Origin of the sequence: Streptomyces sp. NPDC045431 (assembly GCF_040646655.1) — a bacterium.
Classification (GTDB): domain Bacteria; phylum Actinomycetota; class Actinomycetes; order Streptomycetales; family Streptomycetaceae; genus Streptomyces.
Genome location: NZ_JBEZAQ010000001.1, coordinates 601,112 through 613,126, shown reverse-complemented (window position 1 = coordinate 613,126; position 12,015 = coordinate 601,112). Strand labels below are relative to the sequence as shown.

10 protein-coding genes are annotated in these 12,015 nt (G+C 71.9%); all 10 read right to left on the bottom strand.

The window, feature by feature from the left end; all coding sequences use genetic code 11:
- Positions 1 to 52: 52 nt before the first annotated feature.
- Entirely contained in the window at positions 53 to 772 is a 720-nt protein-coding gene (locus tag AB0A69_RS02765) for a YggS family pyridoxal phosphate-dependent enzyme (RefSeq protein ID WP_361414558.1), read from the bottom strand.
- A gap of 6 nt (positions 773 to 778) precedes the next feature.
- Positions 779 to 1,507 (bottom strand): peptidoglycan editing factor PgeF, encoded by a 729-nt coding sequence (pgeF, locus tag AB0A69_RS02760; protein ID WP_361414556.1) that lies wholly within the window; start codon positions 1,505 to 1,507, stop codon positions 779 to 781.
- Between the two features lie 9 nt (positions 1,508 to 1,516).
- Positions 1,517 to 2,737: a cell division protein FtsZ gene (gene ftsZ / locus AB0A69_RS02755; RefSeq protein WP_361414554.1), complete on the bottom strand. Its 1,221-nt coding sequence runs from the start codon at positions 2,735 to 2,737 to the stop codon at positions 1,517 to 1,519.
- Between the two features lie 278 nt (positions 2,738 to 3,015).
- Positions 3,016 to 3,819: an FtsQ-type POTRA domain-containing protein gene (locus AB0A69_RS02750; protein ID WP_361414552.1), complete on the bottom strand. Its 804-nt coding sequence runs from the start codon at positions 3,817 to 3,819 to the stop codon at positions 3,016 to 3,018.
- 22 nt (positions 3,820 to 3,841) lie between these two features.
- Positions 3,842 to 4,936 carry an undecaprenyldiphospho-muramoylpentapeptide beta-N-acetylglucosaminyltransferase gene (murG, locus tag AB0A69_RS02745; RefSeq protein WP_361414550.1) on the bottom strand — a complete coding sequence of 365 codons (1,095 nt, stop codon included), beginning with the start codon at positions 4,934 to 4,936 and terminating at the stop codon, positions 3,842 to 3,844.
- A 6-nt stretch (positions 4,937 to 4,942) separates the two neighbouring features.
- Positions 4,943 to 6,328: a putative lipid II flippase FtsW gene (ftsW, locus tag AB0A69_RS02740; RefSeq protein ID WP_361415185.1), complete on the bottom strand. Its 1,386-nt coding sequence runs from the start codon at positions 6,326 to 6,328 to the stop codon at positions 4,943 to 4,945.
- A 98-nt stretch (positions 6,329 to 6,426) separates the two neighbouring features.
- Complete coding sequence (gene murD / locus AB0A69_RS02735; RefSeq protein WP_361414548.1) at positions 6,427 to 7,857, bottom strand: UDP-N-acetylmuramoyl-L-alanine--D-glutamate ligase; 1,431 nt, start codon at positions 7,855 to 7,857, stop codon at positions 6,427 to 6,429.
- On the bottom strand, positions 7,839 to 8,909 hold the full coding sequence (gene mraY, locus AB0A69_RS02730) for a phospho-N-acetylmuramoyl-pentapeptide-transferase (RefSeq protein WP_361414546.1): 1,071 nt from the start codon (positions 8,907 to 8,909) through the stop codon (positions 7,839 to 7,841). Before mraY ends, murD begins: the two co-directional genes overlap by 19 nt.
- Complete coding sequence (gene murF, locus AB0A69_RS02725; protein WP_361414544.1) at positions 8,906 to 10,336, bottom strand: UDP-N-acetylmuramoyl-tripeptide--D-alanyl-D-alanine ligase; 1,431 nt, start codon at positions 10,334 to 10,336, stop codon at positions 8,906 to 8,908. Before murF ends, mraY begins: the two co-directional genes overlap by 4 nt.
- A gap of 4 nt (positions 10,337 to 10,340) precedes the next feature.
- Positions 10,341 to 11,936 (bottom strand): UDP-N-acetylmuramoyl-L-alanyl-D-glutamate--2,6-diaminopimelate ligase, encoded by a 1,596-nt coding sequence (locus AB0A69_RS02720; protein ID WP_361415183.1) that lies wholly within the window; start codon positions 11,934 to 11,936, stop codon positions 10,341 to 10,343.
- Positions 11,937 to 12,015: the final 79 nt, after the last annotated feature.

Here is a 12,015-nt window from a genome sequence, read left to right as displayed (position 1 = left end):
TGTTCGGCGGAAATGACCATATTTTCTGCTGTGGTCCGACTTCTTCGCGACGTTACCCGAGCCGGGGTCGGTCTCCGAGTACCGCAGTCCCGATGCGCACATGTGTCGCTCCGGCCGCCACGGCGTGTTCGAGGTCCGCACTCATCCCTGCTGACACCATGTTCGCAGTCGGATGGGCGGTGCGCAGGCGGGATGAGAATTCCATCAGCCGATCGAACGCGGCGCGTTCGCACCCGGCGTACGGGCCGGCCAGCGGCGCCACCGTCATGAGCCCGTCGAGCCGCAGCCCCGGCGCGGCCGCCACCGCGTCCGCCAACTCCTCGACGCCGTCCGGCGCCACGCCGCCACGGTCACCCCGCTCGCCCGCCTCGGCGTCGAGCGCGACCTGCACGAGGCACCCCAGTTCGCGCCCGGCGCGCTCCGCCGCACCCGCGAGTGCGCCGACGAGCTTCAACCGGTCCACGGACTGCACCACATGGGCATAACTCGCCACGGAACGGACTTTGTTGGTCTGGAGCTGACCGACGAAGTGCCAGGTCAGATCGAGATCGGCGCAGGCGGCGGCCTTGGGCGCGGCGTCCTGGTCGCGGTTCTCCGCGACGTGCCGTACGCCGAGCTCGTGCAGCAGCCGCACGTCGCTCGCCGGGTAGGTCTTGGTGACCACGATGAGGGTCACGTCCTCCCGCTTCCGGCCGGCGGCCGCGCAGGCGGCGGAGATACGTTCCTCCACCCGTGCCAGGTTCTCGGCGAGCTGGGTCTTTCGGTCCGTCATCAGGTATCAGTCCAGCCAGACATATCCGGCGAGCCGCCCGTTGGTGCGGTCGCGGCGGTACGAGTAGTGGTCGCGCGATTCGAGGGTGCAGACGTCTGACGCGCGCCGGTCGCGCACCCCCAGCGCGTCGAGCTGCGCGTGCACCCCGGCGCTCACGTCGACGGCCGGAGTGCCCCAACTCGTCTCGGAGTGCGCCTCCGGCACGACGGCGGCGACCTCGTTCCGCATGTCCGCCGGGACCTCGTAGCACCGCCCGCAGACGGCCGGACCGGTGCGCGCGGTGATACGGGACGGCTCGGCGCCGAGCGCGGTCATGGCCTCCACGGCGGCCGGTACGACCCCCGCGACCAGCCCGGGCCGCCCGGCGTGGGCCGCGCCCACCACGCCCGCGACCGGATCGGCGAGCAGGACGGGGGTGCAGTCCGCGGTGAGCACGGCGAGCGCGAGCCCGCGCCGCGCGGTGACCACGCCGTCGACGGCCGGGACGTCCCCGCCGCTCCACGGCCCCTCGACCACGGCGATGTCACGGCCGTGCACCTGGTTCATCCAGACGACGCGCTCCGGGTCGAGCCCGAGCGCCCCGGCGGCGAGCCGCCGGTTGGCCCGTACGGCCTCGGGGTCGTCGCCCACCGCGCCACCGAGGTTGAGCTCCTCGTACGGAACGGCGCTCACCCCGCCCCACCTGTCGGTGAAGGCGAAGTGCGCGCCGTTCACGATGTCGTGCTGCCCTATCACGTCACCGGGTCACTTCAGGAAGTCCGGGACGTCCAGCTCTTCGGCCGAGGTGTCCGGGTACGGGCGGGCCGGCGGCACGGCCGTCGGGCCGGTCGGCGACAGCGACGGCTCGTTCGCGACCGGTGCCGGGTCCACCGGCGGGGCCGGCGGCTCCTCGCGCATCGGTACGCTGCCGAGCCCGCCGATGGACCGGGCGGACTCGGTCGCGCGCGGCGCCGGTGCCGGCTCCTCGCGCTTGGCGGTGGACGAGGCGCCGAGGATGTTGTCGCGCCGCGCCGGGGGCTGGCCCCCGTCGAAGCCGGCGGCGATGACGGTGACGCGCACCTCGTCGCCCAGGGCGTCGTCGATGACGGCGCCGAAGATGATGTTGGCCTCGGGGTGGGCGGCCTCGCTGACCAGCTGGGCGGCTTCATTGATCTCGAAGAGGCCGAGGTCGGAGCCACCGGAGATGGAGAGGAGCACGCCGCGGGCGCCGTCGATGGACGCCTCCAGCAGCGGCGAGGAGATCGCCATCTCGGCGGCGGCCACCGCGCGGTCGTCGCCGCGCGCCGAGCCGATGCCCATGAGCGCCGAACCGGCCTCGGACATGACCGACTTGACGTCGGCGAAGTCGAGGTTGATGAGGCCCGGGGTCGTGATGAGGTCGGTGATGCCCTGAACACCGGAGAGCAGCACCTGGTCGGCGGACTTGAACGCGTCCAGCACGCTGACCTGGCGGTCCGAGATGGACAGCAGCCGGTCGTTCGGGATGACGATGAGGGTGTCGACCTCTTCGCGGAGCGCGGCGATGCCGTCCTCCGCCTGGTTGGCGCGGCGCCGGCCCTCGAAGGTGAACGGCCGGGTGACCACACCGATCGTCAGGGCGCCCAGCGAGCGCGCGATGTTGGCGACGACGGGTGCGCCGCCGGTGCCGGTGCCGCCGCCTTCGCCGGCGGTGACGAAGACCATGTCGGCCCCCTTGAGGACCTCCTCGATCTCCTCACGGTGGTCCTCTGCCGCCTTGCGGCCGACGTCAGGGTTGGCTCCGGCCCCGAGGCCGCGGGTCAGTTCGCGGCCGACGTCGAGCTTGACGTCGGCGTCGCTCATCAACAGTGCTTGCGCGTCCGTGTTGATGGCGATGAACTCGACGCCTTTGAGACCGACCTCGATCATTCGGTTGATGGCATTGACACCACCGCCGCCGACACCGATGACCTTGATGACTGCGAGGTAGTTCTGCGGTGCTGCCACGTCGAAGGCCTCTCGCCTCGAGTTACGTGTCGCCACTTCGCGGTGGTCTCGCGACGCGGCGACGGATGCCGATGGGACGGTCCGAAACGCCGACCCAAACCCTAACGTTGAAGTTTAGGGTTACCAGTGTCTCTGTTCGCTGGACTCTTCCGGACAGGACACTAAGTCGACAAGTGGCGCACGTTCAACGAACACGCCGAACCTCCCGTTTTTCTTTTCACCCTATGTGATCACCCATAGCGCTGACCAACCAGGGTGCTGGCCAGCGCATATGTGCGTCAACTCCGCGCTGCCGCAGGGGCTGTCGGGGCACTCACGTCGAAGTGCCCCGCTTTGGGCGCCGCCTTCATCAGTGCGAGCAGCGCACGGGCTTTCGCCTCGCCCTCCTCGCCGCTCCCCCAGACCACCGTCCGGCCCCCCGTCAGCTCCAGGGTGATGGAGTCGTACGAGCGGACGCCGACGATCCGGACCTCCCGGGCGACCCGCTCCGGCAGGGCCCCCGCCACGCCGACCGCCTCCCGGATGAGCCGCTCGACGCCGAAGCGGCGCAGGCTCGGCGACTGATCCACCGTCATCCGGAGCAGCGGGACGCCCTTCGGGGCCCGCTCCACGGTGGCGTAGCGGACGCCCTCGGCGTCCACCTCGACGAACTTCACGCCCGACTCCAGCAGGAGCACCGGTTCGCGCTCGGCCACCTCCAGCACGATCTCGTCCGGCCACGACCGGACGACGTCCACCGAGCCGATCCTGGGCAGCTTGCCGCGCAGCCGCCCCTCGATCGCCTCCGCGTCGACCGAGGCGAGGGCGGACCCGAGCGGTACGGCCGCGGCCGCGCGGACCTGGTCCGGCGTCAGCACGCGCGTACCCGAGACCGTGACCTCCCGGACGCGCAGCCATTTGGAGCCGTAGAGCACCCATACGCCGCCCGCGACGAGCGCGAGGGCGGTGATGATCACCAGCAGGGTGCGGGGCGAGGGAAGCCGCGTACGGCCGCTCCCGGGCCCCGGGCGAGGGGGCCGGGCCGACGAGGTGCCCCGGGGCCCCCGGGCTCCGCGCTGGGCGGTGGTCGTCGGTCCGGCCATGCTCCCTGCCTTCCGCGCGCCGCTACGCCTTCCGGTGTGCGGCGATCGCCTCGTAGACCATGCCGACCAGCAGCTGGTCGGCGTCCCGGCGGCCGAACTCGCCGGCGGCGCGGGACATCTCGTACAGCCGGTGCGGGTCGGAGAGCACCGGCAGGACGTTGTCCTGGACCCACGCGGGCGTCAGCTCGGCGTCGTCGACCAGCAGGCCGCCGCCCGCCTTGACCACCGGCTGGGCGTTGAGCCGCTGCTCGCCGTTGCCGATCGGCAGCGGTACGTACGCGGCCGGGAGCCCGACGGCCGACAGCTCGGCGACCGTCATCGCTCCCGCGCGGCACAGCATCATGTCGGCCGCGGCGTACGCGAGGTCCATGCGGTCCACGTACGGTACCGGGACGTACGGCGGCATCCCGGGCATGTTGTCGACGTGCGGCAGTTCGTTCTTCGGGCCGACCGCGTGCAGGATCTGGATGCCGGAGCGCTGGAGCACCGGGGCGACCTGCTGGACGACCTCGTTGAGGCGGCGGGCGCCCTGCGAGCCGCCGGAGACCAGCAGCGTCGGCAGGTTCGGGTCCAGGCCGAAGGCGGCGCGCGCCTCCGGGCGGACCCGGGCGCGGTCCAGCGTGGCGATGGTGTGCCGCAGCGGGATGCCGATGTAGCGGGCGTTGCGCAGCTTGCTGTCGGGGGTGGCGACGCCGACCCCGGCCGCGTACCGCGAACCGATCTTGTTGGCGAGGCCGGGCCGCGCGTTGGCCTCGTGGACGACGATCGGGACGCCGAGCCGCTTGGCCGCGAGGTAACCGGGCAGGGCCACGTAGCCGCCGAAGCCGACGACGCAGTCGGCCTTGGTCCGCTCCAGGATCTGCTCGGCGGCCTTGATCGTGCCGCGCAGCCGCCCGGGCACGGTGATCAGCTCCGGCGTGGGCTTGCGCGGCAGCGGTACGGCGGGGATGAGCGCCAGCTCGTAGCCCCGCTCCGGGACGAGCCGGGTCTCCAGGCCCCGCTCCGTTCCCAGGGCCGTGATCCCCACGGTCGGGTCCTGCCTGCGCAGGGCGTCCGCGAGGGCGAGCGCGGGCTCGATGTGGCCGGCGGTCCCCCCACCGGCGAGTACGACATGCACCGAAATTCACCGCTCTCCGGACGGACGCTTCTTGACGCGCCGTCGCATCGACTTCCAACTCACCCCGGCCCCTTTGCCCCACACCGGCTGGCGCATGGCCAGGGCCGCTTTCGCCGCGGGCTCCTGACGCGCGAAAGCGATCAGCAGACCGACGGCGAACATGGTCGGCAGCAGGGCGGAGCCCCCGTAGGAGAACAGCGGGAGGGGGACACCGGCGATCGGCAGCAGGCCGAGCACCGCACCGATGTTGACCACGGCCTGGGCCGTGATCCAGGTGGTCACGCCTCCCGCGGCATACCTCACGAAGGGGTCCTCCGTGCGTCCGGCCACGCGGATACCCGCATAGCCTAGAGCCGCGAACAGGGCGAGCACCGACAGCGTCCCCGCCAGCCCCAGTTCCTCCCCGGTGATGGCGAAGATGAAGTCGGTGTGCGGTTCGGGGAGTTGACCCCATTTTTCCACACTGGCACCGAGGCCGGAACCGAACCATCCGCCCGACGCCAGAGCATAGATGCCGTGCACGGCCTGCCAGCACGTGTCCCCGGGACCGGGGTCGGTGGCGCCGATGCAGGCGAGGCGGGCCATGCGGTTGCTGCTGGTCCTGATGAGCATCACGCCGATCGCGGCGGCGACCGTCAGCACGCCGACGAACATCCGGGTGGGGGCGCCGGCCAGCCACAGCAGGCCGAAGAGGATCGCGGTGAGGATGATCGCGGTGCCCATGTCCCCGCCGAGCATGATCAGGCCGAGCAGCAGGAAGGCGACCGGGACGAGCGGCACCAGCATGTGCTTCCACTGGGTCAGCAGCCGCCTGTCCTGCTTGCGGGCGAGCAGGTCCGCACCCCACAGGATCAGCGCCAGCTTGCCGAACTCACTGGGCTGCAGCTGGAAGGGTCCGCCCAGGTAGATCCAGTTCTGGTTGCCGTTGACCGCGTGCCCTATGCCGGGGATCTGGACGAGCACCATCAGGAAGACGGTGCCGACGAGCAGCGGGTAGGCCAGCGCCCGGTGCAGGTTGGCGGGCACGCGGGAGGCGAACAGCAGCAGCCCGGTGCCGATGGCCGCCGCCAGGAACTGCTTGCGGAAGAAGTACGTGTCGGACAGCGACAGCTCCAGCGCCTTGATCTGGGACGCCGAGTAGACCATCACGAGCCCGAGGACGGTGATCAGGAGGCTGGCACCGAGGATCACGTAGTACGCGGTCAGAGGCCGGTCCCAGGCCCGCCGTGCCCGCTCGTAGAGCGCCCGCACCCCGCTGCCGCGCGGTGGGCGGGGTGCGGGGACGCGGCGGAGCCGGCCCCCTCTGCGGACGCTGGGGGGCCGGCGTAGTCCCGCGGTCCGGGTGCGCAGGGCCAGGCCCGGTAGCCCGGCGAGCCCCGCGCGGCGCGGCATCGCGTGCGGTGCGTACGCGGGGGTGTGCTGGGCCCGCATGGTCGCCGTCCCCTCCAGTCGCTCCGGTCGTGCCCGGCGGCGCGGGACCTGGTCGATGGTCAGGCGCGGCCGGCGGCGAGGGCCCGGACCGCGTCCGCGAACGCCTCGCCCCGCTTGTTGTAGTTGACGAACATGTCCATGGAGGCGCAGGCCGGGGCCAGCAGAACCGTATCCCCGGGCTCGGCCAGCCGGGCCGCTTCCTCCACCGCCGCGGACATCGCCCCAGTGTCGGTCCGGTCGAGGTCGACGACCGGTACCTCGGGGGCGTGTCGCGCCAGGGCTTCGCGGATCAGAGCGCGGTCGGCGCCGATGAGCACCACGCCGCGCAGCCGCTTCGCCGACTTCTCGACCAGCTCGTCGAAGGTGGCGCCCTTGGCGAGGCCGCCGGCGATCCAGACGATGGGGTCGTACGCGGCGAGCGACGCCTCGGCGGCGTGCGTGTTGGTGGCCTTGGAGTCGTCGACGTACGCCACGCCCTCGACCTCCTCGACCAGCTCGATGCGGTGCGGGTCGGGACGGAAGGCGCGCAGCCCGTCGCGTACGGCCTTCGGCTCGACGCCGAAGGCGCGGGCGAGGGCGGCTGCGGCGAGGGCGTTCGCGATGTTGTGCGGCGCCGGGGGGTTCACGTCGGAGATCTCGGCGAGCTCCTGGGCCTGCTTCTGCCGGTTCTCGACGAAGGCGCGGTCCACCAGGAGGTCGTCGACGACGCCGAGCTGGGAGGGGCCGGGCGTGCCGAGGGTGAAGCCGATGGCGCGGCAGCCCTCCTCGACGTCCGCCTCGCGGACCAGGTGCTCGGTGACGGGGTCCTGGACGTTGTAGACGCAGGCGACCCGGTTGCCCTCGTAGACGCGGCCCTTGTCGGCGGCGTACGCCTCCATGGAGCCGTGCCAGTCGAGGTGGTCCGGCGCCAGGTTGAGCACGGCGGCGGAGTGGGCACGCAGCGAGGGCGCCCAGTGGAGCTGGTAGCTGGACAGCTCGACGGCGAGGACGTCGTACCGCTCCTCGCCGAGGACGGCGTCGAGGAGCGAGACGCCGATGTTGCCGACGGCCGCCGTCCGCAGGCCGGCCGCCTCCAGGATGGAGGCGAGCATCCGCACGGTGGTGGTCTTGCCGTTGGTGCCGGTCACCGCGAGCCAGGGCGCGGCGTCCGGGCCGCGCAGGCGCCAGGCCAGCTCGACGTCGCCCCAGACCGGGACGCCGGCCTCGGCCGCCGCGGCGAACAGCGGCTTGCCGGGCGCCCAGCCGGGCGTGGTGACGATGAGTTCGGTGCCCTCCGGCAGGGTCGCCCCGTCGCCGAGGCGGACGGTGATGCCTTCCGCCTCCAGCTCGGCCGCCTGCGTACGGGAGCGCTCGTCGTCGCCGTCGTTGACGACCGTGACGCGTGCCCCGAGGCCGTGCAGGACGCGGGCGGCGGGGATGCCGCTCACGCCCATGCCGGCGACGGTGACGTTCTTGCCCTGCCAGGTGGTACTCACTTGTCGGCTGCCCATCCCGCGTAGAAGAGCCCCAGACCCACGATGACGCACATGCCCTGGATGATCCAGAACCGGACCACGACCAGGACCTCGGACCACCCCTTGAGTTCGAAGTGGTGCTGGAGGGGCGCCATCCGGAAGACGCGCTTGCCGGTCATGCGGAAGGAGCCGACCTGGATGACCACGGAGAGGGTGATCAGCACGAAGAGGCCGCCCAGGAGGGCCAGCAGCAGCTCCGTGCGGGAGCAGATGGCGAGGCCCGCCAGCGCGCCGCCGAGGGCGAGGGAGCCGGTGTCACCCATGAAGATCTTCGCGGGCGAGGTGTTCCACCACAGGAAGCCGAAGCAGGCGCCCATGAGGGCGGAGGCGACGACGGCGAGGTCGAGCGGGTCGCGCACCTCGAAACAGGCGTTCGGGTTCGTCAGGGTCATGGCGTTGGCGCAGGACTCCTGGAACTGCCAGAGCCCGATGAAGGTGTACGCGCCGAAGACCATCACCGAGGCGCCGGTGGCGAGGCCGTCCAGACCGTCGGTCAGGTTCACGCCGTTCGACATGGCCAGGATCATGAAGAGCGCCCACACCACGAACAGCACCGGACCGATGGACCAGCCGAAGTCGGTGATGAAGGACAGCCTGGTGGAGGCCGGGGTCTGGCCGCGCGCGTCCGCGAACTGCAGGGCCAGGATCGCGAAGGCGATGCCGACGATCAGCTGGCCGGCCATCTTCGCCTTGGCCCGCAGGCCGAGCGAACGCTGCTTGACGATCTTGATGTAGTCGTCGAGGAAACCGACCAGGCCCATACCGGCCATCAGGAACAGCACCAGGAGACCCGAGTACGTCGGGTCCTCGCCGGTGATGACCTTGGCCAGGGCGTACGCGATGAGTGTGGCCAGGATGAAGGAGATGCCGCCCATGGTGGGCGTGCCCTTCTTGCTGCCGTGCGTGCGCGGGCCGTCGTCCCGGATGAACTGCCCGTATCCCTTGCGGGCCAGGAGCTTGATCAGCAGCGGCGTACCGATCAGGGTCAGGAAGAGCCCGATGGCCCCCGCGAAGAGGATCTGCCTCATCGGCCGGCGACCTCGCCCTCGGCAGCGTTCTCGAGCAGTGCCAGGGCGACCCGCTCGAGCCCGACCGACCTGGAAGCCTTCACCAGCACGACGTCACCCGGGCGCAGCTCACTGCGCAACAGGTCGATCGCCGCCTGCGCGTCGGACACGTGCACCGACTCCTCACCCCACGAACCCTCGTTATATGCGCCCAGTTGCAGCCAGGACGCTTCCCTGCCCCCGACCGCGACGAGCTTGCCGACATTGAGCCGGACGGCGAGCCGTCCGACCGCGTCGTGCTCGGCGAGCGACTCGTCGCCGAGCTCGGCCATCTGGCCGAGCACCGCCCACGTACGGCCCCCCTTGGCCTGTGCGGCCTTGCCCATGGCCGCGAGCGCGCGCAGGGCGGCTCGCATGGACTCGGGGTTCGCGTTGTAGGCGTCGTTGACGATCGTCACACCGTCCGGACGCTCGGTGACCTCCATGCGCCAGCGGGAGAGGGAGCCCGCCTCGGAGAGCGCGGTGGCGATCTCGTCGACGGACATGCCCAGCTCATGGGCGACGGCGGCCGCGGCGAGCGCGTTCGACACGTGGTGCTCACCGTACAGGCGCAAGGTCACGTCGCTGCACCCGGTGGGTGTGTGAAGCTTGAAAGAGGGCCGTCCGTTCTCCATGAGCCGGACATTCTCGGCACGTACGTGGGCGTTCTCGGCCTCGCCGAAGAGCGTCACGCGCGCGCGGGTGCGGCTTTCCATGGCCCGTACGAGCGGGTCGTCGGCGTTCAGGACGGCGACGCCGCCCTCGTCGGCCGGGGGCAGGGCCTCCACGAGCTCGCCCTTGGCCTGCGCGATCTGCTCGCGGCCGCCGAACTCGCCGATGTGGGCGGAGCCCACGTTCAGCACGAGCCCTATGGTCGGCGGGGTCAGCTCGGTCAGGTACCGGATGTGGCCGATTCCGCGCGCTCCCATCTCCAGGACGAGGTGCTCGGTGTCCCGGGTGGCGCGCAGCGCGGTGAGCGGCAGGCCGATCTCGTTGTTGAGGGAGCCCGGCGTCCAGACGGTGGGCCCCTTGCGCTGGAGGACCTGGGCGATGAGGTCCTTGGTGCTGGTCTTGCCGGCCGAGCCGGTCAGCGCGACGACCGGTGTGCCCAGGCGCCGTACGACCGCGCGGGCGAGCGCACCGAGGGCCGTCTGGACGTCGTCCACGACGATGGCCGGCACCCCGACCGGACGGGTCGCCAGCACGGCCACCGCACCGGCCTCGAGGGCCTGGGGCGCGTAGTCGTGGCCGTCGACGCGTTCGCCGACGAAGGCGACGAAGAGGCTGCCGGGTTCGATCTCGCGGGAGTCGCGGACGACGGGCCCGGTGACCTGAATGGCCGGATCCGGTATGTCGTGCGTCTGCCCGCCGACGATTTCGGCGATCTCGGCGAGGGAGAGGGCGATCACTACTTCATCCCTGACTGTTATGGATTGCTTCGCGCAGGACCTGGCGGTCGTCGAAGGGGCGTACCACCCCTGCGACGTCCTGGCCCTGCTCGTGGCCCTTGCCCGCGACCAGCACGGTGTCGCCGGGCTTCGCGCGCGCCACGGCGGCGGCGATCGCGGCCGCCCGGTCCTCGAACACCACGACCTCGCCGCGCTCGTGGACCGGCACCTCGGCGGCGCCGGCGAGCATCGCGGCGAGGATCGCGAGCGGGTCCTCGGAGCGGGGGTTGTCGGAGGTCAGTACGGCGGTGTCGGCGAGGCGCGCCGCGGCGGCTCCCATCGGGCCGCGTTTGGTGGTGTCCCGGTCGCCGCCGCAGCCGAGGACGACGTGCAGCCTGCCCTCGGTGACCTTGCGCAGGGCGCGCAGGACCGATTCGACGGCGTCCGTCTTGTGGGCGTAGTCGACGACCGCGAGGTACGGCTGGCCCGCGTCGACGCGCTCCAGGCGCCCGGGGACGCCGGGGACGGCGGCGACGCCGTCGGCGGCGGTCTGCGGGTCGACCCCGGCGACGGCGAGGGCGGCGACGGCTGCGAGGGTGTTGGCGACGTTGAACGTGCCGGGCAGCGGGGCCTTGGCGGCCACGCGCTCGCCGTTCGGGCCGAGGATCGTGAACGTACTGCCCAGGGGGCCGATTTCGACGCCCTCGGCGCGCCAGTCGGCGTCGGGGTGCCCCTCGGCGGAGAAGGTGACGACGGGGACGGTGGCCTCCTTGGTGAGCCTCCTGCCGTACTCGTCGTCGAGGTTGACCACTCCGAGGCGGCTGCGGCGCGGCGTGAAGAGCTGCGCCTTGGCCTGGAAGTAGTCCTCCATGTCGGAGTGGAACTCCATGTGCTCCGGGCTGAGGTTGTTGAAGACGGCGACGTCGAAGACGCAGCCGTCGACCCGGCCGAGCACGAGGGCGTGGCTGGAGACCTCCATGGCGACCGACTGGGTGCCGCGTTCGCGCATCACGGCGAACAGGGCCTGGAGGTCGGTGGCCTCGGGGGTGGTGCGTTCGGACTTGAGGCGCTCGTCGCCGATGCGCATCTCGACGGTGCCGATGAGTCCGGTGCGGTGCCCGGCCGCCTTGAGGCCGCCTTCGACGAGGTAGGCGGTGGTGGTCTTGCCGGAGGTGCCGGTGATGCCGATCTGGAGCAGGTCCTCGCCCGGCCGCCCGTAGATCTCGGCGGCGAGTTCGCCCATGCGGACGCGCGGGTCCTCGGTGACCAGGACCGGGAGTCCGGTGGCGGCGGCGCGGTCGGCGCCCGTCGGGTCGGTGAGGATCGCGACGGCGCCCAGGTCGGCGGCCTGGCCGGCGAAGTCGGCGCCGTGGAGGCGGGCGCCCGGCAGCGCGGCGTACACGTCCCCGGGGCGCACGGCCCGCGAGTCGTGGGTGATCCCGGTCACCTCTGCGCCGCCCTGCGCCGGGATGTCCAGCCGGGCGGCGAGCTCGCCCAGGGGTGTGGGGCGGACCTGGGCCGGACGGGGCGCTCCCGGGTGTTTCGCGGGGGCGTCCTTCTGGGCGGTTCGGGACTGATCAGCGTGTGGCACGGCGGTGAGCGTACCGGGCGTACCCGTGATCGGGCCAAAAGAGGCCGCCGCGGCGCCGGGGCTGCCGAAACGGTTCCCGGGATCGGGGGTGGTGGATGTCACTGGGTGC